This is a genomic window from Streptomyces sp. NBC_00443, from assembly GCF_036014175.1.
Lineage (GTDB): Bacteria > Actinomycetota > Actinomycetes > Streptomycetales > Streptomycetaceae > Streptomyces.
In genome coordinates this window covers 6,912,705-6,938,337 of the sequence record NZ_CP107917.1, presented here as the reverse complement: position 1 = coordinate 6,938,337, position 25,633 = coordinate 6,912,705, and the positions used below count along the sequence as shown (strand labels likewise).

Here is a 25,633-nt window from a genome sequence, read left to right as displayed (position 1 = left end):
TCACTTGAGGAAGTCCGGAACGTCCAGCTCCTCCGCCGCGCTGTCGGCGTAGGTCCGCGACGGCGGGACCGGCGGGGCCACCGGCATGTCGGCCACCGGCTCCGGCTCGGGCTCGGCCTCTTCCTTCGGCGTGACGCTGCCGAGGGAGCCGAACGACGGCCGGCTCTCGGTCTGCCGTGCCGGAGTGGGCTCCTCGCGGCGGGCCGAGGACGGAGAGGAGGAGGTCGAGCCGAGGACGGTGTCCCGGCGGGCCGGCGGCTGGCCCCCGTCGAAGCCGGCCGCGATCACGGTGACCCGGACCTCGTCGCCGAGGGCGTCGTCGATGACCGCGCCGAAGATGATGTTGGCCTCGGGGTGGGCGGCCTCGCTGACCAGCTGGGCGGCCTCGTTGATCTCGAACAGGCCGAGGTCGGAGCCGCCGGAGATGGAGAGCAGCACGCCCCGGGCGCCGTCGATGGACGCCTCCAGGAGCGGCGAGGAGATCGCCATCTCGGCCGCGGCCACCGCCCGGTCGTCGCCGCGGGCCGAGCCGATGCCCATGAGGGCCGAACCGGCCTCGGACATGACCGACTTGACGTCGGCGAAGTCGAGGTTGATGAGGCCGGGGGTGGTGATGAGGTCGGTGATGCCCTGGACACCGGAGAGGAGGACCTGGTCGGCCGACTTGAAGGCGTCGAGTACCGAGACCTGGCGGTCCGAGATGGACAGCAGCCGGTCGTTCGGGATGACGATGAGGGTGTCGACCTCTTCGCGGAGCTCGGCGATGCCGTCCTCGGCCTGGTTGGCGCGGCGGCGTCCCTCGAAGGTGAACGGGCGCGTGACCACGCCGATGGTGAGGGCGCCCAGCGAGCGCGCGATGTTGGCCACGACGGGCGCGCCGCCGGTGCCGGTGCCGCCGCCTTCACCGGCCGTCACGAAGACCATGTCGGCCCCCTTGAGGACCTCCTCGATCTCTTCGCGGTGGTCCTCGGCGGCCTTGCGGCCGACGGCCGGGTTGGCTCCGGCGCCGAGTCCGCGGGTGAGTTCACGGCCGACATCGAGCTTGACGTCGGCGTCGCTCATCAACAGAGCTTGCGCGTCGGTGTTGATAGCGATGAACTCGACGCCCTTGAGACCGACCTCGATCATCCGGTTGATGGCATTGACACCACCGCCGCCGACACCGATGACTTTGATGACTGCGAGGTAGTTCTGCGGTGCTGCCACGTCGAAGGCCTCTCGCCTCGAGTTACGGGTCGCCTGATCACGGGAAGCCTGTGCTTCGTGAACCTGCGACTGATGCCGAATGGGACGGTCCGTAGCGCCGACCCGAACCCTAACCCTGAAGTTTAGGGTTACCAGTGTGTCTGTTCCTTGAAGTCTTCTGAACAGGACACTAAGTCGACAAGTGGCGCACGTTCAACGAACACGCCGAACCTCCCGTTTTTCTTTTCACCCTATGTGATCAGCCATGTCGCTGCCCAACCAGGGTGCTGGCCTGCGCGAATGTGCGTCAACTCCCCGATGACGCAGGGGCGGTGGGAACGCTGACGTCGAAGTACCGCGCATCCGGCGAGGCTTTCATGAGAGCGGTGAGTGTGCGAGCCTTCGCGGCCCCCTTCTCGCCACTGCCCCAGGCGACGTTCGTGCCGCCGCTCAACACGAGTGAGATGTCGTCGTAGGAACGGACCTTGACGACCTGGGTACCGCGCGCGACGGCGTCCGGAAGGGCGTCAGCGACGCGCACCGCCTCCCGCATCAGACGGGCCTCGCCGAAGCGGCGCAGACTCGCGGCGGCGGAGCTCGACTGAGACACCGTCAATTCCAGTGCCGGAACGCCTTTCGGAGCCACAGAAACCGTGGCGAATCGGACGCCTCCCTTGTCCACTTCGACGAACTTTCCGTCCTTTTGGACAATCAGAACCGGAGTACGCTCCGCCACTTTGACGCCGATTCCATGGGGCCAGGATCGGACCACGTCAACCACGTCAATTCGGGGCAATTTCTGGCGCAGCCGTGCCTCAATCACGTCAGTGTCGACGGAAATCAGCGGGGCCCCGACGGGGACGTCGGCGGCCTCAAGGACCTGTGCGGGCGTCAGCACCCGGGTCCCGGAGACGGATACGCGCTCCACGCGCAGCCATGCGGAGCCGTACAACAGCCAGACGGAACCCGCCGCGCCGAGGAGTACGAGCACGACGAGAAGAATGATCATCGTACGAAGTCTCCGCACCCTCAACCGCCGGGCGAGGGGCGGGTCGGACGACTCCTGCTGGCGTTCACCGCGCTCGGCGGTCGTCGGTCCGGCCACGCTCCCTGCCCTCCGTCATGCGGTTACTGGCGGCGGTGCGAGGCGATCGCCTCGTACACCATGCCGACGAGCAGGTCGTCGGCGTCCCGGCGGCCGAACTCGCTTGCGGCGCGGGACATCTCGTACAGCCGGTGCGGGTCGGCGAGCACGGGCAGGACGGTCTGCTGCACCCACTCGGGCGTCAGTTCCGCGTCGTCGACCAGCAGTCCGCCGCCGGCCTTGACCACCGGCTGGGCGTTCAGCCGCTGTTCGCCGTTGCCGATGGGCAGCGGGACATAGGCGGCCGGGAGTCCGACGGCGGAGAGTTCGGCGACGGTCATCGCGCCCGCGCGGCAGAGCATCATGTCGGCCGCGGCGTACGCGAGGTCCATCCGGTCCAGGTAACTTACCGGGATGTAGGGCGGCATTCCCGGCATCTGGTGCACTTGCGGCAGTTCGTTCTTCGGGCCGACCGCGTGCAGGATCTGGATCCCGGCCTGCTGGAGCCAGGGCGCGACCTGCTGGACGACCTCGTTGAGGCGGCGGGCGCCCTGCGAGCCGCCGGACACCAGCAGGGTGGGCAGGTTCGGGTCGAGTCCGAACGCGGCGCGGGCCTGCGGGCGCATCGCGGCCCGGTCGAGAGTGGCGATGGTCCGGCGCAGCGGGATGCCGATGTAGCGCGAGTTGCGCAGCTTGCTGTCCGGAGTGGAGACGGCCACCTGGGCGGCGTAGCGCGAGCCGATCTTGTTGGCGAGGCCCGGGCGGGCGTTGGCCTCGTGGATGATGATCGGCACCCCGAGGCGCTTGGCGGCGAGGTAGCCGGGCAGGGCCACATAGCCGCCGAAGCCGACGACCGCGTCGGCCTTGGTGCGCTCCAGGATCTGCTCGGTCGCCTTGATCGTGCCGCGCAGCCGGCCCGGGACGGTGATCAGCTCGGGCGTGGGCTTGCGGGGCAGCGGCACGGCGGGGATCAGCGCGAGCTCGTAGCCCCGCTGTGGAACGAGTGTGGTCTCAAGCCCCCGCTCCGTGCCCAGGGCCGTGATCCCCACGGTCGGGTCCTGCCTGCGCAGGGCGTCCGCGAGGGCGAGCGCGGGCTCGATGTGGCCGGCGGTCCCCCCACCGGCGAGTACGACATGCACCGAAATTCACCGCTCTCCGGACGAGCGCGCCGCCGAGGCACGCCGTCGCATCGTGTTCCATCTCCGAGGCGCCCGGCCGGAGCCGGCGCCTCCCGCACGCTTTCTACCAAAGCGGGGTTGCCGCACGGAAAGCGCTGCCCGCGCAGCGGGCTCGTCGCGCGCGAACGCGATCAGCAGCCCGATGGCGAACATGGTCGGCAACAGGGCGGACCCTCCGTACGAGAACAGCGGAAGGGGGACGCCGGCGATCGGCAGCAGGCCGAGCACCGCACCGATGTTGATCACGGCTTGCGCAGTGATCCAGGTCGTCACGCCTCCCGCGGCATACCTCACGAAGCGGTCCTCCGTGCGTCCGGCCACGCGGATACCCGCATAGCCTAGAGCCGCGAAGAGGGCGAGCACCGACAGCGTCCCCGCCAGGCCCAGTTCCTCACCGGTGACGGCGAAGATGAAGTCGGTGTGGGCTTCAGGGAGTTGGCCCCATTTCTCCACACTCGCACCGAGCCCGGAGCCGAAGATTCCGCCGGAGGCCAGCGCATAGATGCCGTGCACGGCCTGCCAGCAGTCGACGGCTCCGCTGCGCGGTTCGGTGGCGCCCAGGCACTGCAGTCGGGCCATGCGGTTCGCGCTGGTCTTGATGAGGACCAGGCCGATCAGGCCGGCGACCGACAGGACCCCCACGAAAAGCCGGGTCGGTGCCCCCGCCAGCCACAGCAGGCCGAACAGGATCGCCGACAGGATGATCGCCGTACCCATGTCGCCGCCCAGCATGATCAGCCCGAGCAGCATGAAGGCGACCGGCACGAGCGGCACCAGCATGTGCTTCCACTGCGCCAGCAGCTTCCGGTCCTCCTTGCGGGCAATCAGGTCGGCGCCCCACAGCACCAGCGCGAGCTTGCCGAACTCGCTGGGCTGGATCTGGAAGGAGCCGCCGAGGGCGATCCAGTTCTGGTTGCCGTTGACCGCGACTCCTATCCCGGGGACCTGCACCAGCGCCATCATGAAGACGGCGCCGGCGAGGATCGGGTAGGCCAGCGCCCGGTGCAGTTTCACGGGCATGCGCGAGGCGGCGAAGAGCAGCCCCGTGCCGATCACCGCGGCCAGCAGTTGCTTGCGGAAGAAGTACGACCCGGGCAGCGACATCTGCAGCGCGGTGATCTGGGAGGCCGAGTAGACCATCACCAGGCCGAGTACGGTGATCAGCAGGCTGCCGCCGAGGATCAGGTAGTACGCGGTCAGCGGCCGGTCCCACGCCCTGTTCAGGCGGACGTAGAGCCGTCGTACGCCGTTGTCGTGCGACGGCCCGGGAACGACGGGGCGCCGGACTGCCCGCTGGACGGGAGGTCGTCCCGTACGGCTACCGGGCATCGGCGCTCACCGCCCCGCCGTGGGGGTACCTACCGTCCGGCCACATCCGAGTCACGCGTCCCTCCAAGGGTCCCGAAGCACCCGCAGTGGCCGAGACCCGCGTCAGGCGCCCGCGCCGAGTTCGCGAACCGCCTCCGCGAACGCGTCACCGCGCTGGTTGTAGTTGGCGAACATGTCCATCGAGGCACAAGCAGGTGCCAAGAGCACCGTGTCTCCGGCAACAGCGAGTCGCCGGGCTTCCTGGACTGCCGCGAGCATCGCCCCAGTGTCGGTCCGGTCGAGGTCGACGACGGGTACTTCCGGCGCGTGTCGCGCGAGGGCTTCCCGGATCAGGCCGCGATCCGCGCCGATGAGCACGGCCGCGCGCAGTCGCTTTGCCGACTTGGTGACCAGTTCCTCGAAGACGGCACCCTTGGCCAGCCCGCCCGCGATCCACACGATGGACTCGTACGCCGCCAACGAGGCTTCCGCCGCGTGGGTGTTGGTGGCCTTGGAGTCGTCGACGTACGCGACCCCTTCCACGTCGGCCACGTGCGCGATGCGGTGGGCGTCCGGAGTGAAGGCCCGAAGGCCGTCCCGTACGGCCGTGGGGGGCACCCCGTAGGCCCGGGCGAGGGCTGCCGCCGCAAGGGCGTTGGCGACGTTGTGCGGGGCCGGCGGGTTCACGTCCGCGACCTCGGCGAGCTCCTGGGCGTTCTTGTGCCGGTCCTCGACGAAGGCACGGTCGACCAGGATGCCCTCCACGATGCCGAGTTGGGAGGGGGCCGGGGTGCCCAGCGTGAAGCCGATGGCCCGGCAGCCCTCCTCGACGTCGGCCTCGCGGACCAGGTCCTCGGTGGCCTTGTCGGCGACGTTGTAGACGCAGGCGACGCGATTGCCCTCGTAGATACGGCCCTTGTCGGCGGCGTACGCCTCCATGGAGCCGTGCCAGTCGAGGTGGTCGGGGGCGAGGTTCAGGACGGCGGCGGAGTGGGCGCGCAGGGAGGGCGCCCAGTGCAGCTGGTAGCTGGACAACTCCACCGCCAGGACGTCGTACTGCTCCTCGCCGAGCACCGCGTCGAGCAGCGAGACGCCGATATTTCCCACGGCGGCCGTGCGCAGGCCCGCCGCCTCAAGGATGGAGGCGAGCATCTGGACGGTCGTGGTCTTGCCGTTGGTGCCGGTGACGGCGAGCCAGGGCGCGGCATCCGGGCCCCGCAGCCGCCAGGCGAGCTCCACGTCGCCCCAGACCGGGACGCCCGCTTCATGAGCCGCCGCGAACAGCGGCTTGTCGGGCTTCCAGCCGGGCGCGGTGACGATCAGCTCGGTGCCTTCGGGCAGGGTGGCTCCGTCACCGAGGCGTACGGCGATGCCGAGCGCCTCCAGGTCGGCGGCCTGGGCACGCGCGCGTGCGTCGTCGCCGTCGTTGACGACCGTGACCTTGGCGCCGAGGCCGTGCAGCACCTTGGCCGCCGGGATCCCGGAGACGCCGAGCCCGGCGACGGTGACGTTCATCCCCTGCCAGTCGGTCACTTGTCCGCTGCCCATCCTGCGTAGAAGAGGCCCAGTCCGACGATCACACAGATGCCCTGGATGATCCAGAAGCGGACCACCACAAGGACTTCGGACCAGCCTTTGAGTTCGAAGTGGTGATGGAGTGGTGCCATCCGGAAGACGCGCTTGCCGGTGAGGCGGAAGGAGCCGATCTGGATGACGATCGACATGGTGATCAGGACGAACAGGCCGCCGAGGATGGCGAGCAGCAGCTCGGTGCGGGAGCAGATCGCCAGACCCGCGAGCGCGCCACCGAGGGCCAGCGAACCGGTGTCGCCCATGAAGATCTTGGCGGGCGAGGTGTTCCACCACAGGAAGCCGAGGCAGGCGCCCATCAGCGCGGAGGAGACGACGGCGAGGTCGAGTGGATCTCGCACCTCGTAACAGGCGCCCGGGTTGGCGAGCGTCTGGGCGTTGGCGCAGGACTCCTGGAACTGCCAGACGCCGATGAAGGTGTAGGCGCCGAAGACCAGTACGGAGGCGCCGGTGGCGAGGCCGTCCAGACCGTCCGTCAGGTTCACGCCGTTCGACATGGCGAGGATCATGAACAGCGCCCAGATGACGAACAGCACCGGGCCGATGGACCAGCCGAAGTCCTGCACGAAGGAGAGCTTGGTGGAGGCCGGGGTGTTGCCCCGGTTGTCCGCGAACTGGAGCGAGAGCACCGCGAAGGCGATACCGCCGAGCAGCTGGCCGGCCATCTTGGCCTTGGCCCGCAGACCCAGCGAACGACGCTTGACGATCTTGATGTAGTCGTCCAGGAAGCCGACCAGACCCATGCCGGCCATCAGGCCGAGCACCAGGACACCGGAGAACGTCGGCGGCTTGCCGGTGATCAGCTTGGACAGGAAGTACGCGGCGATCGTCGCCAGGATGAAGGCGATACCGCCCATGGTCGGCGTACCGCGCTTGGCGTGGTGCTCGCGCGGGCCGTCGTCACGGATGTACTGGCCGTAGCCCTTGCGGGCCAGCAGCTTGATCAGCAGCGGGGTGCCGATCAGGGTCAGGAAGAGGCCAATGACTCCTGAGAACAGGATCTGATTCATCATCGGGCCGCAACCTCACCCTCGGTGCCGCCCGCGAGCAGCGCCTCGGCGATGCTCTCCAGACCGACCGAACGGGACGCCTTCACGAGCACGACGTCCCCTGGGCGCAACTCGCTGCGCAACAGGTCGACCGCCGCCTGTGCGTCGGACACGTGCACCGACTCCTCACCCCACGAACCCTCGTTATATGCGCCCAGTTGCAGCCAGGACGCTTCCCTGCCCCCGACCGCGACGAGCTTGCTGACGTTGAGCCGGACGGCAAGCCGTCCGACCGCGTCGTGCTCGGCGAGCGCCTCGTCCCCGAGCTCGGCCATCTTGCCGAGCACCGCCCAGGTCCGCCGCCCCTTGCCCATCGCCGCGAGCGCGCGCAGGGCGGCTCGCATGGACTCGGGGTTCGCGTTGTAGGCGTCGTTGACGACCGTCACGCCGTCCGGGCGCTCGGTGACCTCCATCCGCCAGCGGGAGAGGGAGCCCGCCTCGGAGAGCGCGGTGGCGATCTCTTCCGCGGACATGCCCAGCTCATGGGCGACGGCGGCCGCGGCGAGCGCGTTCGACACGTGGTGCTCACCGTACAGGCGCATGGTCACATCGCTGCACCCGGAGGGTGTGTGAAGCATGAAGGAGGGCTGTCCGCTGTCCGTGAGTCGCACGTTCTCGGCGCGTACGTCCGCTTCGCCGGACTCTCCGAAAAGGATCACCTTCGCCTTCGTACGGGATGCCATGGCCCGTACGAGCGGGTCGTCCGCGTTCAGGATCGCGGCGCCGCCGTCACTCTCGGCAGGGAGGTTCTCGACGATCTCGCCCTTGGCCTGCGCGATCTGCTCGCGGCCGCCGAACTCGCCGATGTGGGCGGTGCCGACGTTGAGCACCAGGCCGATCTTCGGGGGCGTCAGATCGGTGAGGTAGCGGATGTGGCCGATGCCGCGGGCACCCATCTCCAGGACGAGGAACCTCGTCTCCTCGGTGGCGCTCAGCGCGGTCAGCGGCAGCCCGATCTCGTTGTTGAACGAGCCCGGCGTCCACACGGTGGGCGCCTTGCGCTGGAGGACCTGGGCGATCAGGTCCTTGGTGCTGGTCTTGCCCGCCGAGCCGGTCAGGGCCACGAGGGTCGCGCCGAGCCGTCGTACGACATGACGGGCGAGGGCGCCGATGGCCTTCTGGACGTCGGCCACGACGATCGAGGGCACCCCCACGGGACGCGAGGCCAGGACGGCGACGGCACCCGCCGCCACGACCGCCGACGCATAGTCGTGGCCGTCCACACGCTCACCGACGAAGGCGGCGAAGAGGCTGCCGGGCTCCACTTCACGGGAGTCCCGGACGACGGATCCGGTGACCTGGACGGACGGATCCGGTATGTCGTACGTCTGCCCGCCGACGACTTCTGCGATCTCGGCGAGAGAGAGGGCGATCACAAGTTCATCCCTGGGTCTTCTGGATAGCTTCGCGAAGCACCTGGCGGTCGTCGAAGGGACGGACCACTCCGGCGATGTCCTGGCCCTGCTCATGGCCCTTGCCCGCGACCAGCACGGTGTCACCGGGCTGGGCACGCGCGACGGCTGCGGCGATCGCGGCGGCCCGGTCCTCGAAGACCTGGACCTCGCCACGCTCGTGTACCGGCACGGACGCCGCGCCCTGGAGCATGGTTGCGAGGATCGCCAGGGGGTCCTCGGAACGGGGGTTGTCGGAGGTCAGTACGGCGGTGTCGGCGAGCCGGGCGGCTGCGGCGCCCATCGGCTGCCGCTTGGTCGTGTCCCGGTCCCCGCCGCAGCCGAGCACGACGTGCAGGCTGCCCTCGGTGACCTTGCGCAGCGCCTTGAGCACCGATTCGACGGCGTCGGTCTTGTGGGCGTAGTCCACGACCGCGAGATACGGCTGCCCGGCGTCCACCCGCTCCAGCCGGCCCGGTACGCCCGGCACGGCGGCGATGCCGTCGGCGGCGGCCTGTACGTCGAGGCCTGCGGCGGCCAGGGCGGTGATGGCGGCCAGGGTGTTCGCCACGTTGAAGGGGCCCGCGATCGGTGATCTGGCGGCGATCCGCTCGCCCTTGGGGCCGATCACGGTGAACGTCGAGTCCATGGGGCCGATCGCCACGTCGTCGGCGCGCCAGTCGGCGTCCGGGTGGCCCTCGGCGGAGAAGGTGACGACCGGGACGGTGGCTTCCTTGACGAGCCTGCGGCCGTACTCGTCATCGAGGTTGACGACGCCGAGCCTGCTGCGTTTCGGGGTGAACAGCTGCGCCTTGGCCTGGAAGTAGTCCTCCATGTCGGAGTGGAACTCCATGTGCTCCGGGCTGAGGTTGGTGAAGACGGCGATGTCGAAGACACAGGCGTCGACCCGGCCGAGGACCAGTGCGTGGCTGGAGACCTCCATGGCGACCGCCTCGACGCCGCGCTCGCGCATGACGGCGAACAGGGCCTGGAGGTCGGTGGCTTCGGGGGTGGTGCGCTCGGACTTGATGCGCTCGTCGCCGATGCGCATCTCGACCGTGCCGATGAGTCCGGTGGCACGTGCGGTCTTGAGGGCGCCCTCGACGAGATACGCGGTGGTGGTCTTGCCGGAGGTGCCGGTGATGCCGATCTGGAGGAGGTCGCGGCCGGGGTGGCCGTAGATCGTGGCCGCCAGTTCACCCATCTGCCCGCGCGGGTTCTCGACCACCAGCGCCGGCAGGCCGGTCGCGGCGGCGCGCTCGGCGCCGGTCGGATCGGTCAGCACGGCGACCGCGCCGAGGCTCGCGGCCTGGGTGACGAAGTCGGCGCCGTGCAGGCGGGCGCCCGGAAGGGCGGCGTACAGATCGCCGGGCCGGACGGCGCGCGAGTCATGGGTGATGCCCGTGACCTCGACGGCGTCCGCGCGGTCCGGCGCGGTGGCACCCAGCTGATCGGCAAGTTCCGCGAGGGGTGTGGCGGAGACCTGCGCCGGCCTGGGCGGTCCCGGATACGTCACGGGTTGCCCCTTCTGGGTGGTTTGGGACTGATCAGCGTGTGGCACGGCGGTGAGCGTACCGGGCGTACCCCCTTGCGAGCGAAGTGAGGGGCGGGGGGCGCCGTGGTTCCCGGGGTCGGGGGTGATCGTTGTCACGAGGTGGTTCCTGGCTGCTCGGTGCTGATCAGGGTGGTCAGGGTGGTGGTCAGGGCCGGTAGGCGACCGGGAGCTTCGCGGCCTTGGCCCCGGTCGGCGGGACCTGGAGGGTCTTCAGGGCGAACTCCATCACCTTCTTGTAGATCGGTCCGCAGATCTGGCCGCCGAAGTAGTTGCCCTGGGTGGCGTTCTGGATGGCGCAGTAGACCGTGATCCGGGGCTTGTCCGCGGGCGCGAATCCGGCGAACGACGACGTGTAGCCGCGGTACTTGCCGGTGGCCGGATCCACACGGTTCGCCGTACCCGTCTTGCCCGCGACCCGGTAGCCGGGGATGCGCGCCTTGGTGCCGGTGCCCTCCTCGTCGTCCACGACCGACTCCAGCATCTGGGCGAGGGTCTTCGACGTCTTCGCGCTGATGACCCTGGACTTCTTGGGCTCCTTGGCGGGCGTGAACTGCCCGTCGGGCCCCTTGGTGCCGCGCACGATGCTGGGTTCGACGCGTACGCCGCCGTTGGCGATGGTCGAGTAGACGGAGGCCGCCTGCATCGCGTTGATGGACACGCCCTGGCCGAAAGGAATCGTGTACTGCTGCGAGGTCGACCACTTGTCCGGGGCGGCGAGGATGCCCGGGGTCTCGCCGGGGAAGCCGAGGCCGGTGTAGCTGCCGAGGCCGAACTTGCGCAGGTAGTCGTAAAGGACCTTGTTGGACTGCGGCTGGGTCTTGCCGAGCTGGCCGGTGGCGAGGATGGTGCCGATGTTGCTGGACTTGGCGAGCACGCCGTTGAGCGTGAGGTACCAGGTGTCGTGGTCGATGTCGTCCTTGAAGAGCCGGTCGCCGCGGTGCAGCCGGTTCGGCACGATGACATGCGTGCCTGGTGTGGCCACGCCCTCCTCCAGTACGGCGGCCATCGACATGACCTTCGCGGTGGAGCCGGGCTCGAAGGCGTCCTGGAGGGCCGCGTTGCCCATGTTGGCGCTGCTGGCCTCGGAGAGGTCGTTCGGGTCGAAGCCGGGCGAGTTGGCCATGGCGAGGATCTCGCCGGTGCGGGTGTCCTGGACGATCACATAGCCGCGGTCCGCCTTGGACTCCTGCACCTGCTTGGTGATCGCGTTCTGTGCGGCCCACTGGATGTCGCGGTCGATGGTGAGCTCGACGTCGCTGCCGGGCACGGCGGGCGTCTCGGTGGAGCCCACGGTGGGGACCTGACGGCCGCCGGACTGGGCGTAGCGGATCTCGCCGTCCTTGCCGGACAGCTGCTTGTTCAGCTGCTGCTCGACACCGCCGCCGCCCTTGCCGTCGGAGTTGACCCAGCCCAGTATCCCGGCGGCGAGGTCGCCGTTCGGGTACACGCGCTTGCTGCTGGCGACCGACAGGACGCCCGCGAGGACGTTGACCGTGCTCTTGTCGCTCTCGGACTTGGTGGCCAGCGCGGTCTTCAGGTCCTTGATCTGCTTCCAGACCTGCGGGGTCTGACGGCTCGCCAGCAGGGTGTAGCGCAGGTTCTTGTTCGCGGGCCGCAGCTTGTGGACGATCTTCTCCGGCTCCTGGCCGAGGATCGGCGCGAGGAGCGCGGCCGCCTGCTCGGGGCCGTCGTCGATCTTCAGCTGCTCGGGGGCGAACAGGGTGGGGTCGGCCGTGATGTCGTACGCGTCCACGCTGGCCGCCAGGGCCACGCCGTTGCGGTCGGTGATGCCGCCGCGCTCGGCGGCCAGGGTGTAGCCGACGTACCGGTTCTTCTCGGCCTTGGCGGCGTAGGTGCTGGCGTCGACGCCCTGCACCTGGAGCAGCCGCACGACGAAGGCGATCAGGACGAGGGTCAGGGCCAGGCCGACCATGCGCAGCCGGGGGCGGGGGCTGCCGAGCCGGATGACTCCGGTGACCGGCGGGCGGGTGCGTGCCGGGCGGCGGGCCGGGCGGGCGCCGGGGCCGGGGCGCCGCTGGGCGCCTGCGGAGCGGGCGGGCTTCGCGGGTCCGGGCACGCGGCGGCGCGGCGGTTCCCTGTCGGACACTTCCGTCACCTGCCGGGGGTCGAGTACGGGGCGGTGGACTGGGCGGACGGGAGGGGCTGCTGAAGGGAGGGCGCGTCCTGGGGTTCGGCGTACGAGGCCGCGGGCTCAGACACGGCGGGAGTGCCCTCGGGGGCCGGCGTCGTGGGCGTCGCACTGGCCGCCGTGGGCAGTCTGGACTCGCTGACCAGGGCCTCGGGGGGCAGGACGAGGGAGCTGTACGCGGCGGTCTGCCCGGCGGGCGCTGGGCTGGGGACACCCTTGACGGTGCCGTCGGGGTTGAGGAAGGCGGGGTCGCCACCGGGGACCATGCCGAGTTCGCGGGCGCGGCGCTGGAGGGCCTCGGGGGCGGAATAGGCGTCGATGTCGCGCTGGAGCGACTGCTCCTCGTCGGTGAGGGACTTCGTCTCCTTGCGCAGGTCGTCGAGCCTGAACGCGCCTTCGCTGAGGGCGGAGTTCAGCACGAGGAGCCCGATGAGGCCGCCGCCGAGAAGGAGGACGACGAGGAGGACGAAGGGGGCACGGGCTGCCTGCCCCACCCCCGTGGGGAAGAGCCGTGCGAGCCGGGCGGCCCGGCCCCTCAGTTCGGGTTTCCTACTCACTCACCCTCCCCCAAGCGGTTCTCCGACTCATGGGTTTGAATTCTGGACCCGGACATCCGTCCCCGCCCCCGTCCCCGCGTTGCGCCCGTCATTCGATGGACTCCCTGATGCGTTCGGCGCCCCGCAGCCGCGCCGGTGCCGCGCGCCGGTTCTCGGCGACCTCTTCCTCGGTGGGAAGTTCGGCACCGCGCGTCAGCAGCTTGAGCCGGGGCTGGTACTGCTCGGGGACAACCGGCAGCCCGGGCGGGGCGGTGTTGGCGGCGCCGGCCGCGAACACCTGCTTGACCAGCCGGTCCTCCAGCGAGTGGTACGACAGCACGGCGATCCGCCCGCCGACGTCGAGGGCCGCAACGGCAGCCGGGATCGCCCGCTCCAGGACGGAGAGCTCGCCGTTGACCTCGATGCGCAGCGCCTGGAAGGTGCGCTTGGCCGGGTTGCCGCCGGTGCGCTTGGCGGCCTGCGGCAGCGCGTCCCGGATGAGCTCCACCAGCCGGGCGCTGTTGGTGAACGGCTCCTTGTCCCGCTCGTGCACCACGGCGGCCACGATCCGCTTGGCCTGCTTCTCCTCGCCGTACGCACGCAGGATCCGGACGAGTTCGCCGGCCGGGTAGGTGTTGAGGACCTCGGCGGCGCTGATGCCGCTCGTCTGGTCCATGCGCATGTCGAGGGGGGCGTCCTGGGCGTAGGCGAAGCCGCGGTCGGCCTCGTCGAGCTGCATGGAGGAGACGCCGAGGTCGAACAGGACGCCCTGCACGCGCGCGATGCCGAGCCTCGCGAGGACGTCGGGCAGCTCGTCGTAGACGGCGTGCACGAGGCCGGCGCGCTCGCCGTACGCCGCGAGCCGCTCGCCGGACAGGCGCAGGGCCTCCTTGTCCCGGTCGAGGGCGACGAGCCGGGCCTCGGGGAACTGCTCGAGGAGAGCCTCGCTGTGGCCGCCGAGCCCGAGCGTGCAGTCGACGACCACGGCTCCCGGCCGCTGCAGCGCGGGGGCCAACAGGTCCAGGCACCGCTGGAGCATCACCGGGACATGTCGACTCTGGCTCAAGGGGCCCTCTCAGATCCGGCGGGCGTGTACGCACCGCCGGGTCCCCGCCCCCTCGTGAAGGGGAGGCCTGCCGGCGCCGGAAGCGTCAGCCGACCGGGAGCGGGAGGAGGCCGAGCCGTACGTACGCGCCGCGCACGCGGGGAGATCTCCGGAAAGTCGCCGGGGTCTCCGGGGAATTCAGTCCAGCAGGGAGTCTCGCCTCCCGCTTCGCGTCACTTTAGTCCACCGTCTGTCGCGGTCAATCAACCGGCCTGCGCGTCGCCGCTTCGGGTTCCGCCACCGCCGCGCTGCGCGGGAATTCGCTCGTATGGGCGCACTCACGGCACCCCTATGGGTTAGCTCACAACAAGGCTCGATGGCGTTCTTTGTCCCCTCTCACAACGGGACCGTTCGGCGCGTGACCAGTACCGTCATGGGTATGACGACTTCTGCATCGGTTCCCACTGGCCCCCAGGGCGCGATAGCCGACCGCGGCACGGTCACCGACCGTCTCGTCGAGGCGAACGAGCGCTACGCCGCCGCCTTCACCGACCCGGGCATGGACGCCCGGCCCGTGCTCCACGTCGCCGTCGTCGCCTGCATGGACGCCCGTCTCGACCTGCACGCCGCGCTCGGCCTGGAGCTCGGCGACTGCCACACCATCCGCAACGCGGGAGGCGTCGTCACCGACGACGTGATCCGCTCGCTCACCATCAGCCAGCGCAAGCTCGGCACCCGCAGCATCGTGCTGATCCACCACACCGGCTGCGGTCTGGAGTCCCTCACCGAGGACTTCCGCACCGAGCTGGAGCTGGAGGTCGGCCAGCGGCCCGCCTGGGCGGTGGAGTCCTTCCGCGACGTCGACCAGGACGTGCGGCAGTCGATGCAGCGCGTGCGCACCTCGCCGTTCCTGGTGCACACCGACGACGTACGCGGCTTCGTGTTCGACGTGAAGACGGGTCTGCTGCGCGAGATCGATCCCGCGTAACCCTCCGTCGCACCTGTCGTTTCGCTGTCAATTCGGCCTCTGGAGCGCACAAAAGGCCCTAAGCCCTGACATATCGCGGACAGTTGTCCACAGTCGAGTGACACGAATCGGTAACGGCAGCAAGAATGCGAGTGTGGCAGCACGCGGAACGTTTCTCGCGTGGTGTCCGTGTTCCAGGGGTGGGCCGGTCCGCATCGCGTCGGCCCGGAAAGAACGGGCCGAGGAGGGCCGGGTGACGACCTATGACGATCGAGCGAGCCTCACTGATCTGACCGCCACTGCGGAGCGTGTCCGCAGTTCGGTGGAGGGTGTGATCGAGGGCAAGCCCGAGGTCGTACGGCTTTCGCTGACCGTACTGCTCGCCGAGGGACATCTTCTGATCGAGGATGTCCCCGGCGTGGGCAAAACAATGCTGGCCAAGGCGCTGGCGCGATCCATCGACTGTTCGGTCCGGCGTATCCAGTTCACGCCCGACCTGCTGCCGTCCGACATCACCGGTGTGTCGATCTGGGACCAGCAGCGCAAGGACTTCGAGTTCAAGCCCGGCGCGATCTTCGCCCAGATCGTGATCGGCGACGAGATCAACCGTGCCTCGCCGAAGACCCAGTCCGCGCTGCTGGAGTCCATGGAGGAGCGCCAGGTCACGATCGACGGGCAGACCTATGAGCTGCCGAGCCCCTTCATGGTGGTGGCGACGCAGAACCCGGTCGAGATGGAGGGCACCTACCCGCTGCCCGAGGCACAGCGCGACCGCTTCATGGCCCGCGTCTCCGTCGGCTACCCCAGCGTGGAGGCCGAGCTGCAGATGCTGGACGTGCACGGCGGTGTCTCGCCGCTGGAGGACCTCCAGCCGGTGGCGCACGCGCACGACATCGTGAAGCTGATCGACGCCGTCCGCGGCGTCCACGTGGCCGAGCCGGTCCGGCGGTACGCGGTGGAGCTGGTCGGCGCCACACGCACGCACCCCGACCTCAGACTCGGCGCCTCGCCGCGCGCGACGCTGCATCTGCTGCGCGCGGCGAAGGCGTCCGCAGCTCTGAGCGGCCGGGAGTACGCGCTGCCGGACGACGTGCAGGCCCTCGCCGTGGCCGTCCTGGCCCACCGCCTGCTGCCCACCGCGCAGGCCCAGCTGAACCGGCGTACGTCCGAGCAGGTCGTCCAGGAGATCATGCAGCGCACCCCGGTGCCCGCCGCGCCCCAGCAGCAGACCGGCTTCGGGGGCCTCGGCCGGGGCACTCCGACGTACGGCCAGCAGCCGCCGCGGAGGCTCGGATGACCTTCGGTGGGACCGGCCAGGCAGAGGCGGACCGCGGTGAGAAGAGCGGGATCCGCACCGCACTGGCCGGTCTGACCACGCGTGGCCGCTCCTTCCTGGCCGCCGGTATCGCGGCCGCCATCTGCTCCTACATCCTCGGGCAGAGCGACCTGCTGCGCGTCGGGCTGCTCCTCGCGGTGCTCCCGCTGGTCTGCGCGACGGTGCTGTACCGCACGCGCTACCGGGTGGCGGGCAGCCGCAGGCTCTCCCCCGCGCGCGTGCCCGCCGGCAGCGAGGCCCGCGTCCATCTGCGGATGGACAACGTCTCCCGGCTGCCCACGGGCCTGCTGATGCTCCAGGACCGGGTGCCGTACGTCCTCGGACCGCGCCCCCGCTTCGTCCTGGACCGGGTGGAGGCGGGCGGCCGCCGCGAGGTCTCCTACCGTGTGCGCTCCGACCTGCGCGGCCGCTATCCGCTGGGCCCGCTGCAGCTGCGCCTGAGCGACCCGTTCGGCATGTGCGAGCTGACCCGCTCCTTCTCGGCTCACGACACCCTGACGGTCATCCCGCGCGTGGAGCCGCTGCCATCGGTGCGCTTCAGCGGCGAGGCGAAGGGCTACGGCGACGGGCGGCACCGCTCGCTCGCCCTGGCCGGCGAGGACGACGTGATCCCGCGCGGCTACCGCTACGGCGACGATCTGCGCCGCGTGCACTGGCGCTCCACGGCCCGCTACGGCGAGCTGATGGTGCGCCGCGAGGAGCAGCCGCAGCGCGCCCGGTGCACAGTGCTGCTGGACACCCGGGGCCCAGCCTTCCAGGGCGCGGGCCCCGACTCGGCCTTCGAGTGGGCCGTGTCGGGCACGGCGTCCGTTCTGGTCCACATGCTCGAACGGGGCTTCTCCGTCCGGCTCCTGACGGACACCGGCAGCTCGGTGCCCGCCGAGGGCGCCGACGGGTTCGCGGGCGCGAGCCAGGAGTCCGCGGACGCGGCCGGGCTGATGATGGACACCCTCGCTGTGGTCGACCACTCGGACGGTACGGGTCTGTCGCGGGCGTACGACGTCATGCGCGGCGGCAACGAAGGGCTGCTGGTCGCCTTCTTCGGCGACCTCGACGAGGAGCAGGCGACCGTGGCCGCCAAGATGCGGCAGCGCAGCGGCGGCGCGGTGGCCTTCGTGCTGGACTGCGGGTCCTGGGTTCGGGAACCCACCGATGTGCCAGGCGCGTTGGACAGGGGGGAGGAGCGGTTGCGGATGCTGCGGGAGGCGGGCTGGACGGCCCTGAGCGTGCCGCGGGGCGCTTCGCTGGACCAGCTGTGGCGCCAGGCGGACCGTGCGCGCACGGACTCGGCCGCGATCAGTGGCGCGTATGGCGAGGGGGGACGGGCATGAGCGGGCGGACACGGATGGCGCTGAGCGCCGCGGCGGCCACGCTGATGGCGTCCTGCGCCTTGCTGCCGCTGGTCTCCCCGGTCACCTGGCTGCTGCAGGCGATCTTCCTGCTGGCCATCCAGACGGGCGTGGGCATGGCGACCCGGCGGGTGCCGCTGGCCCGCCCCCTGACGGTGGCGGTGCAGGCCCTCGTAGCCCTGATGCTGCTGACCCTGACCTTCGCCAACCAGCAGGCGATCATCGGGGTGATTCCCGGGCCCGAAGCGTTCACCCACTTCGGCGAGCTGCTGCAGACGGGCGCGGACGACGTCAGCCGGTACTCGATTCCGGCTCCGCTGTCGGACGGCATCCGGCTGATGCTCATCGGCGGGGTCCTGATCATCGGCCTGGCGGTGGACACCCTGGCGGTGACGTTCCGCAGCGCCGCCCCGGCCGGGCTGCCACTGCTGGCGCTGTACTCCGTCGCCGCGGGGCTGTCGGAGGGCGGCGCGGACTGGCTGTGGTTCCTGGTCGCCGCCGCGGGCTATCTGATGCTGCTCCTGGCCGAGGGGCGCGACCGGCTCTCGCAGTGGGGCCGGGTCTTCGGCGGGGCGCCACGGATGCCGGGCGGGGAGCCGACCGGCGCAGTGGCGCCGGTCCGCACCGGGCGGCGCATCGGCGTGGTCGCGCTGGGCATCGCTCTGGCGGTGCCGCTCGCCCTGCCCGCGATGAACGGCGGCCTGCTGGACGCCGCGGGCACGGGGGTCGGCTCCGGCAGCGGGAGCGGCGGCACGATCTCGGCGGTGAACCCGCTGGTGTCGCTGCGCGACAGTCTGAACGTGGACGAGGACCGCGAGGTGCTCTCCCTGAAGACCGACACGGCCGACCTGTCGAACATGTATCTGAGGATCGTCTCCCTGGACGACTTCGACGGCACCACCTGGCAGCCGGCCAAGCGCGGCATCCAGGCCGTGCCGAACGAGTTCCCCACGCCGTTCGGCCTCGGCCCGGACGTCCAGCGCTCACAGGTCGAGACGACCATCTCGGCCGCCGACTGGTACGCGCAGAACTGGCTGCCGATGCCGTATCCGCCCAGCGGTGTCGACATCTCCGGCAACTGGCGGTACGAACCTCTGGGCATGACGGTCGTCGGCGACCGCCGCCAGACCACACGCGGGGCGACGTACACCGTGCGCAGCCTCGACGTGCAGCCGACGGCGAAGCAGCTCGCGGACGCGCCGGAGCCGCCCGCGGCCCTGGAGCGCGAGTTCACCGAGCTGCCTGACACCCTGCCCACGGTGGTCGCCCGGACCGCGCGCGAGGTTACCGAGGGGGCGGCCAACCCCTACGAGCGGGCCGTCAAGCTCCAGGAGTACTTCGCCGTCACGGGCGGCTTCCAGTACGACACCAACGTCAAGGTCGGCAGCGGCCGGCAGGCGATCGCCCGCTTCCTGAAGGACAAGCAGGGCTTCTGCGTCCACTTCTCCTTCGCGATGGCGGCGATGGCCCGCTCGCTGGACATACCGGCACGGGTGGCGGTGGGCTTCGCGCCCGGCACCCCGCAGGGCGACAACTCCGTCTCGGTGGGGCTGAAGGACGCGCACGCCTGGCCGGAGCTGTACTTCGAGGGTGTGGGCTGGACCCGCTTCGAGCCGACGCCGACCCGTGGTTCGGTGCCGTCGTACACCCAGTCGGACACCACCGGCTCCACGCTGCCGGACGTGGCGCGGCCCTCGCAGTCGACGAGCACGGGCCCCTCGGCCTCGCCCTCGACGAGCGAGAGCTGCGCGGGGCAGAACCCGGAACTGTGCGCGAGCGAGTCCCCCGAAGCCGCGGTCGTCACGGACGACGACGGCCCGAAGTGGTACGTCATCCTGGCCTGGGCCCTCGGAGGCGCCGCGGCGCTGCTGATCCCCTTGGCGCCGATGCTGTGGCGGCTGCGGACCAGAGCGGTACGGCTCGGAGGGCACGGTCGCACGGAGGCGGACGTATCTCTCCACACGCTGGCGGTCTGGCAGGAACTCACGGACACCGCTTGGGACTTCGGTATCTCCCCGGACGACTCCCAGACCCCCCGCAAGACCGCGGCCCGCATCGTCCGCCTGGGTCATCTCGACCCACCGGCCGCAGCCTTGGTGCACCGGGTGGCCGACGCGGTGGAACAGGTCCTCTACGCCCCCACCCCCCGCCCGCCGGCCGGTCTTGCGGAGGACGTCCGCGGCGTCCTGTCCGACCTCGAGTCCAAGTCCGCCTGGACGACGAACCTGCGCGCCCGGCTGGCCCCACGCTCGAGCGCGCGGGTCGCCTGGGCCCTGTCGGACTGGTGGACCGACGTCAAACGGCGTGCCGCAGCGGCCCGCCCGACGTTGCGCAGGCCCTCCACGCCGGGTGAGCGGGGGTAACCGGTCGGCCCCGGGCCGCCTAGGCCCGGCCGCCGGGCCCCGGCTCACCCGGCCGGGCGTAGGCACACATCACAGGGCGTAGGCACACGTCAGGGGGTGACCACCCACCGGTGGTCACCCCCTGCGTCTGTTCAGGAGCTGCTCGTCGAGCTAATGGCCGCCCTGTTCGTCACGGCGGCGCTGCCAGCGCTGTTCGATACGGGCCATCATGGAGCGCTTCTGACGTGGCTGGCGGCGCGTCTGCTGGCCGCCCGCGGGCTGCTCGCCCGGCTTGGGGGCCTTGCGCCATCCGGTCACGGCGAGTACCGCACAGCCCAGCATGACGAGGAAGCCCACCACGCTCAGCCACACCTGCTTGGCGACCATTCCAGCCATGAGGAGCGCGATACCTACGAGGAAGCCCGCGACCGCCTGGTAGACCCGTCGCCGGGTGTACGTACGCAGCCCGCTTCCCTCAAGCGCTGTCGCGAACTTGGGATCTTCGGCGTACAGCGCTCGCTCCATCTGCTCGAGCATTCGCTGCTCGTGCTCCGAGAGCGGCACGGAGTCCTCCTCATCGTGCAGTCGCCGGGGCGACCCGGGGGGTCCCTTCAGGATAGGCAGGGAATCGCCCCCGTGAAACCCGCCCCTCTACGCCAATTGGCCAACCGGGCTCCGTCATGGACGTCCCGACTCGCTGAGATCTGCATTCCCCAGCGGCCGACCCGTCATGCCGGAACGGTCTCCCTCGATCATACGGCGCCGCGCGTCCGATCGGGGGGCCTGTGGCGTACTCCATGTGCAGCCAAGCCCCTGATCAACGGCGCACCCCTGGGGTCCGCTCACGGAAAGCGGCTCAGGCCCCGGCGGCCTCCCGCGTCTCGCCCAGCACGTGGAGCTGGGTGGCCACGGAGTGGAAGGCGGACAGCTCTGCCGCGGCCTCCTCCAGCTTCAGCAGCGCCTCCAGGGCGCCGGGCTCGGTGTCCACCAGCACGCCCGGGACCAGGTCGGCGAAGACCCGCACCCCGTGCACGGCCCCCACGCGCAGGCCTGCGCCCTCGACCAGCCCGGTGAGCTGCTCGGCGGTGAAACGGCGCGGCACGGGGTCACCCTTGCCCCAGCGGCCGTCCGGGTCCTCCAGGGCCTGCTTGGCCTCCTTGAAGTGACCGGCGAGGGCCCGCGCCAGCACGGCGCCGCCCAGACCGGCGGCGAGCAGGCTGAGGACGCCCTCGGCGCGCAGGGCGGCCACGGCGTTGCGGACGCCCTCGGCGGGGTCGTCGACGTACTCCAGGACGCCGTGGCACAGCACGACGTCGTATCCGCCGCGCTCGACCACGTCGAAGAGGCCGTGGGCGTCGCCCTGGACGCCCTGCACCCGGTCGGCGACCTCGGCCTCGGCGGCACGCCGCTCCAAGGCGAAGAGCGCGTTCGGGCTGGGGTCGACGACGGTGACGCGGTGACCGAGGCGGGCGAGGGGCACGGCGAAGTTGCCGCTGCCGCCCCCGGTGTCCAGGACGTCCAGCGCCTGCCGCCCCGTGGCCTTGACCCGGCGGTCCAGGGCGTCCTGGAGGACCTCCCAGACCACGGCGGTACGGAGAGACGCGCGGGGTTGAGAGGGGCCGGAGCGCAGCGACGTCCGTTGGGGGTGGTGGTGGGAGACGGGCTGGCGCATCGGGTCCGACACGGCGATTGACTCCTCGGCGCGGCGCCGCCGTCTGCACGGCGGAGCAAAACGGGCTGCCTCCCGGCCGCCCGGGTGACGGGAGGGGAAGGCTTCAGGCGCCCTCCACCCTATTGCCTACGACGGCCCACCCGGCCATCGCGGTGCCTGGGTACGCCGACCGTCTCGCCGGCCGGACGGTGCTGCCCAGGGCGTGCCCGGACCGGGGGACTGCGCGGGCGGATGCCGGGGACCGTTGTCCGACGCCAGAGCCCCGGTAACGGCCCCGCACAGGCCCCGAATCCCCCGATCCGCCCTCAGCCCGCGTCCGGCATGTCGTCCCGCGCGTGACGCGAACCGTCGGCACCCTCCCCGTCCGTCCCGTCCATGTCCGGTCGCGGCTGTGGCAGGACCGGCTGGAGCACCAGCATTCGCTCGACGAGGCGCAGGAACATCGCCACGTCGCGTATCAGGTCGTCGGCGTCCCGGCGGCTGGCCGCGCCCTGGATGCCCGCCTCGGCCCGGGCGCGGCGCCGGGCGCCGGAGGCGAACAGCGCGCTCCACTCGGTGAGTTCGGGCGCGATCTCGGGGAGCACTTCCCATGCGCTCCTGATGCGGGCCCGGCGCCTGGGGCCGGCCTCCGGGCGCCCCCGCGCGGCGAGCACGGCGGCGGCGATGCGCAGGGCGGCGAGGTGGGCTGTGGCGTAGCGCTCGTTCGACGTTTCCAGTACGGCGGTTTCGTCCAGTCCGGCACGGGCCTGGGCGAGCAGGTCGAGGGCGGCGGGCGGGGCCGTGGTCCGGCGGAGCACGGGGTGCACGTCGCTCGCCGGGCCGGTCAGTGAGGGGGCAGGGCCGGTGGCGCGGCGCCGGCGGGCGGCTGCTGCGTGATAGCTGGCCATGACGAACCTCCTGTCGTCTGTGTGACGGCACGCCCTGATACGGGATGCCGTATGTGCCCATCGTGAGGTATGGCACTGACAATCCGTTCTGACCTGGGATTTTGCTTCGATCGAGAGTTCGGGCTAACTTTTGCACTGACCAGTCAGTTCAAAAGAGGGGGCAGGGATGGGGGAACCGTCGCCGCGACCGGCGTCGCGGCCCGGGGTCTTGGCCTCGAAGGGCCCCGCGGATGGGCATTCCGCGGGGTCTCCTTCGAGGCGGAGGCCGGCTCGCTGATCACGATCGAGGGACCGTCCGGCACCGGCCGTACGTGTCTGCTGCTCGCGCTCACCGGGCGGATGAAGCCCACCGAGGGGTCCGCCACCGTCGGCGCGGCCGGGCTGCCCAAGCGCATGGCGGCGGTACGGCGTGTCAGCGCCCTGGCCCATGTCCCGGGCGTGACCGACCTGGACCCGGCCCTGACCGTCGCCGAGCACCTCCGCGAACGGGCGTTGCTGCAGCGGCGGTTCGGCGACTCGTTGCGCGGGCTGCTGCGCCCGCGTGGCGAGCGGAGGGCCGGGGAGCGGCAGCGTATCGACGCCGCGCTGACGGCGGCGGGGTTCGACCTGGACCCCCTGCCCAAGGGCTCGCGTACGGCCGTACGGGATCTGGAGCGGCTGGAGGCGCTGCGGCTGTCCGTCGCACTGGCCCTCATCGCGCGCCCGCGCGTGCTCGGTGTCGACGACACCGACCTCAAGCTCTCGGACGCCGAACGGGCTGAGGTCTGGGCGCTGTTGAAGTCGATCGCCGAGGCCGGGACCACGGTCGTGGCGGTGTGCAGCGAGGCCCCCGACGGGACGGTCAAGGTGTCGACCCATGCGGTCGACGAGGCGCCCACGCGCGAGGAAACCGACGGAAAGGAGGCCGCCGATGCGCTCGCCGAGGCTGGCCGCGCTTGAGCTCCGGCGCTTCGGCCGGGGGAAGCTGCCGCGTGCCGCCCTGGTCGCGCTGCTGGTGCTGCCCCTGCTGTACGGCGCCCTGTACCTGTGGTCGTTCTGGGACCCGTACGGCCGTCTGGACCGCATCCCCGTGGCGCTCGTGAACGACGACAAGGGGGCGAGCGTCGAGGGCAAGAAGCTCGCCGCCGGTGACGACATCACCAAGGGGCTGCGCGAGAGCGACGTCTTCGACTGGCGGGAGGTGAGTGCCGCCGAGGCCCGGAAGGGTGTCGAGAACGGCACCTACTACCTGTCGCTGACCATGCCGGCCGACTTCAGTGAGCGGATCGCCTCCAGCTCGGGCGACTCCCCGGAGACGGGCGCACTTCAGGTGCGTACGAACGACGCGAACAACTACATCGTCGGGCAGATCTCGCGGACGGTCTTCAGTGAGGTGCGCGAGGCTGCGTCCACGAAGGCGTCGCGGTCGTTCCTGGACAAGATCTTCGTCTCGTTCTCCGACATCCACGGCAAGACGGTCAAGGCCGCGAACGGCGCCGACAAGCTCGAAGGCGGCATCGGGAAGGCGGAGAAGGGTTCCAAGGACCTCGCCGACGGGCTGAAGGACGCCAAGAAGGGCAGCGGCAAGCTGTCCACGGGCCTGAAGAAGCTCAACACCGGGGCGGGCGATCTGGAGGACGGCTCCAGGCGGGTCGCGGAGGGGACGCAGACGCTGGCCGACAGGGTCAACGGGGTCGACAGCAAGATCGGGCCGTTCCTGAAGGACAACGAGAAGACCATCGGGGACACCGCCCAGTTGGTCGCCGACGCTTCGGGCGCGATCCGCAACAACCTCGACGACCTGGTCGAGCGCGCTCCAGCCGCCGCCAAGGGCGCCCGTACGGCGTCCGACGCGCTGAACCTCATCTACAAGGCGCGCTGTGAGGACCCGGTACTGCCCGACCCGGCCTGCTCCGACCTGAAGAAGGCGAAGCAGTCGGCCGCGGACGTGGCGGGGATCGCCGACGACCTCAACACGCTGATCGCCGACCAGGACGGCGACCTGAAGAAGCTCGACAAGCACCTCGCCACCCTCCAGAAGCAGTCCCAGGCGCTCGCCGACCGCGCGCCCCGCCTCTCCGAGGACCTCGACGACGCCGTCAGCAGGATCAACAAGCTGAACCAGGGGGCAGGCAAGGTCGCCGCGGGCGCCAAGAAGCTGCACTCGGGCCTCGGCTCGGCCAAGTCCGGCGCCGTCGACCTGGACACCGGCGTGGGCGAGCTCAAGTCCGGCGCGGTCGACCTCAACGGCGGCATCTACAAGCTCGTCGACGGCTCCGGGAAGCTCTCGGACGGGCTGCACGACGGTGCCGAGCAGATCCCCGACTACGACAAGAAGGCCCGCGAACAGCGCACCGAGGTCATGTCCGACCCGGTCCAGCTCGTCTCGCGGGACATGCACAAGGCGCCCAACTACGGCACCGGATTCGCCCCGTACTTCATCCCGCTGTCCCTGTGGGTGGGCGCGATGGTGGCGTACATGGTGATCACGCCGATGAACCGGCGCGCGCTCGCCGCCGGCGCCTCGGCGTGGCGGATCGCGCTGGCCGGCTGGCTGCCCGTGGTGGCGATCGGGGTGCTGCAGACGGTGGCCCTGATGTCGGTGCTGCACTGGGCGGTCGGGCTGCAGATGGTGCGGGCGGCCGGGACGGTGGGCTTCCTGTTCCTGGTGACGGCGTGCTTCGCGGCGATCGTGCAGTGGCTGAACGCGCGCTTCGGGGCGGCCGGCCGGATTCTCGTCCTGGCCTTCCTGATGCTGCAGTTGACGTCCGCGGGCGGCACCTATCCCGTGCAGACCAGCCCGGGCTTCTTCAACGCGCTGCACCCCTTCCTGCCGATGAGCTACGTCGTGGAGGCGCTCAGGAGGCTCATCACGGGCGGCGGTCTGGAACCGGTGTGGCAGGCGTGCGTGGTGCTCACCGCCTTCACCGCGGCCGCCCTCGCGCTGACCGCCCTGTCGGCCCGTCGCCGGCAGGTGTGGACGCTCGACCGGCTGCACCCGGAGCTGACCCTGTGAACGCGCGCGGGACAA

20 protein-coding genes are annotated in these 25,633 nt (G+C 70.7%); 6 read left to right on the top strand and 14 right to left on the bottom strand.

The features are described from left to right. From ftsZ to rsmH, 11 genes are all read right to left on the bottom strand, one after another. Complete coding sequence (ftsZ, locus tag OHO27_RS31550) at window positions 1–1,206, bottom strand: cell division protein FtsZ (protein WP_328428362.1); 1,206 nt, start codon at window positions 1,204–1,206, stop codon at window positions 1–3. Between the two features lie 286 nt (window positions 1,207–1,492). Beyond that, on the bottom strand, window positions 1,493–2,290 hold the full coding sequence (locus OHO27_RS31545; RefSeq protein ID WP_328428361.1) for a cell division protein FtsQ/DivIB: 798 nt from the start codon (window positions 2,288–2,290) through the stop codon (window positions 1,493–1,495). A gap of 23 nt (window positions 2,291–2,313) precedes the next feature. Then, the gene (gene murG / locus OHO27_RS31540; protein ID WP_328428360.1) at window positions 2,314–3,408 is read right to left on the bottom strand and encodes an undecaprenyldiphospho-muramoylpentapeptide beta-N-acetylglucosaminyltransferase; all 1,095 of its coding nucleotides are present in this window, start codon (window positions 3,406–3,408) and stop codon (window positions 2,314–2,316) included. A gap of 6 nt (window positions 3,409–3,414) precedes the next feature. Further along, entirely contained in the window at window positions 3,415–4,776 is a 1,362-nt protein-coding gene (gene ftsW / locus OHO27_RS31535) for a putative lipid II flippase FtsW (RefSeq protein ID WP_328428359.1), read from the bottom strand. 102 nt (window positions 4,777–4,878) lie between these two features. Beyond that, entirely contained in the window at window positions 4,879–6,303 is a 1,425-nt protein-coding gene (gene murD / locus OHO27_RS31530; RefSeq protein ID WP_328428358.1) for a UDP-N-acetylmuramoyl-L-alanine--D-glutamate ligase, read from the bottom strand. Continuing rightward, window positions 6,285–7,358, bottom strand: coding sequence for a phospho-N-acetylmuramoyl-pentapeptide-transferase (mraY, locus tag OHO27_RS31525; RefSeq protein WP_328428357.1), 1,074 nt, complete (start codon window positions 7,356–7,358; stop codon window positions 6,285–6,287). Before mraY ends, murD begins: the two co-directional genes overlap by 19 nt. Further along, window positions 7,355–8,770: a UDP-N-acetylmuramoyl-tripeptide--D-alanyl-D-alanine ligase gene (locus OHO27_RS31520; protein WP_328428356.1), complete on the bottom strand. Its 1,416-nt coding sequence runs from the start codon at window positions 8,768–8,770 to the stop codon at window positions 7,355–7,357. Before OHO27_RS31520 ends, mraY begins: the two co-directional genes overlap by 4 nt. 4 nt (window positions 8,771–8,774) lie before the next feature. Further along, window positions 8,775–10,301: a UDP-N-acetylmuramoyl-L-alanyl-D-glutamate--2,6-diaminopimelate ligase gene (locus tag OHO27_RS31515; protein ID WP_328428355.1), complete on the bottom strand. Its 1,527-nt coding sequence runs from the start codon at window positions 10,299–10,301 to the stop codon at window positions 8,775–8,777. A 184-nt stretch (window positions 10,302–10,485) separates the two neighbouring features. Beyond that, a complete protein-coding gene (locus OHO27_RS31510; RefSeq protein WP_443059635.1) occupies window positions 10,486–12,447 on the bottom strand; it encodes a peptidoglycan D,D-transpeptidase FtsI family protein in 1,962 nt (653 codons plus the stop codon). A 5-nt stretch (window positions 12,448–12,452) separates the two neighbouring features. Continuing rightward, the gene (locus OHO27_RS31505; RefSeq protein WP_328428353.1) at window positions 12,453–13,046 is read right to left on the bottom strand and encodes a hypothetical protein; all 594 of its coding nucleotides are present in this window, start codon (window positions 13,044–13,046) and stop codon (window positions 12,453–12,455) included. Window positions 13,047–13,134: 88 nt separating this feature from the next. Beyond that, complete coding sequence (gene rsmH / locus OHO27_RS31500) at window positions 13,135–14,091, bottom strand: 16S rRNA (cytosine(1402)-N(4))-methyltransferase RsmH (protein ID WP_328428352.1); 957 nt, start codon at window positions 14,089–14,091, stop codon at window positions 13,135–13,137. Between the two features lie 355 nt (window positions 14,092–14,446). Between rsmH and OHO27_RS31495 the strand changes: the two genes are divergently transcribed. From OHO27_RS31495 to OHO27_RS31480, 4 genes are all read left to right on the top strand, one after another. Continuing rightward, window positions 14,447–15,058 (top strand): beta-class carbonic anhydrase, encoded by a 612-nt coding sequence (locus OHO27_RS31495; protein ID WP_443059634.1) that lies wholly within the window; start codon window positions 14,447–14,449, stop codon window positions 15,056–15,058. A 232-nt stretch (window positions 15,059–15,290) separates the two neighbouring features. Next, the gene (locus tag OHO27_RS31490; protein WP_328428350.1) at window positions 15,291–16,334 is read left to right on the top strand and encodes an AAA family ATPase; all 1,044 of its coding nucleotides are present in this window, start codon (window positions 15,291–15,293) and stop codon (window positions 16,332–16,334) included. Continuing rightward, window positions 16,331–17,704, top strand: a complete 1,374-nt coding sequence (locus OHO27_RS31485) for a DUF58 domain-containing protein (RefSeq protein ID WP_328428349.1) — start codon at window positions 16,331–16,333, stop codon at window positions 17,702–17,704. The genes OHO27_RS31490 and OHO27_RS31485 overlap by 4 nt, the downstream gene beginning before the upstream one ends. Next, complete coding sequence (locus OHO27_RS31480) at window positions 17,701–20,085, top strand: transglutaminase TgpA family protein (RefSeq protein ID WP_328428348.1); 2,385 nt, start codon at window positions 17,701–17,703, stop codon at window positions 20,083–20,085. The genes OHO27_RS31485 and OHO27_RS31480 overlap by 4 nt, the downstream gene beginning before the upstream one ends. Before the next feature lie 150 nt (window positions 20,086–20,235). On the opposite strand, the gene OHO27_RS31475 is transcribed toward OHO27_RS31480, so the two are convergent. The 3 genes from OHO27_RS31475 to OHO27_RS31465 all read right to left on the bottom strand — a co-directional run bounded on the left by OHO27_RS31475 (window position 20,236) and on the right by OHO27_RS31465 (window position 22,623). Beyond that, window positions 20,236–20,628 carry a DUF3040 domain-containing protein gene (locus tag OHO27_RS31475; RefSeq protein WP_328428347.1) on the bottom strand — a complete coding sequence of 131 codons (393 nt, stop codon included), beginning with the start codon at window positions 20,626–20,628 and terminating at the stop codon, window positions 20,236–20,238. Window positions 20,629–20,920: 292 nt separating this feature from the next. Further along, a complete protein-coding gene (locus tag OHO27_RS31470) occupies window positions 20,921–21,748 on the bottom strand; it encodes a class I SAM-dependent methyltransferase (RefSeq protein ID WP_328428346.1) in 828 nt (275 codons plus the stop codon). A 293-nt stretch (window positions 21,749–22,041) separates the two neighbouring features. After that, window positions 22,042–22,623 carry an SAV_6107 family HEPN domain-containing protein gene (locus tag OHO27_RS31465; protein WP_328428345.1) on the bottom strand — a complete coding sequence of 194 codons (582 nt, stop codon included), beginning with the start codon at window positions 22,621–22,623 and terminating at the stop codon, window positions 22,042–22,044. Between the two features lie 69 nt (window positions 22,624–22,692). Here OHO27_RS31465 and OHO27_RS31460 point away from each other — a divergent pair, with 69 nt between their 5' ends. Then, complete coding sequence (locus tag OHO27_RS31460; RefSeq protein ID WP_328428344.1) at window positions 22,693–23,562, top strand: ATP-binding cassette domain-containing protein; 870 nt, start codon at window positions 22,693–22,695, stop codon at window positions 23,560–23,562. Beyond that, on the top strand, window positions 23,534–25,618 hold the full coding sequence (locus tag OHO27_RS31455) for a YhgE/Pip domain-containing protein (protein ID WP_328428343.1): 2,085 nt from the start codon (window positions 23,534–23,536) through the stop codon (window positions 25,616–25,618). Before OHO27_RS31460 ends, OHO27_RS31455 begins: the two co-directional genes overlap by 29 nt. Window positions 25,619–25,633 lie beyond the last annotated feature (15 nt).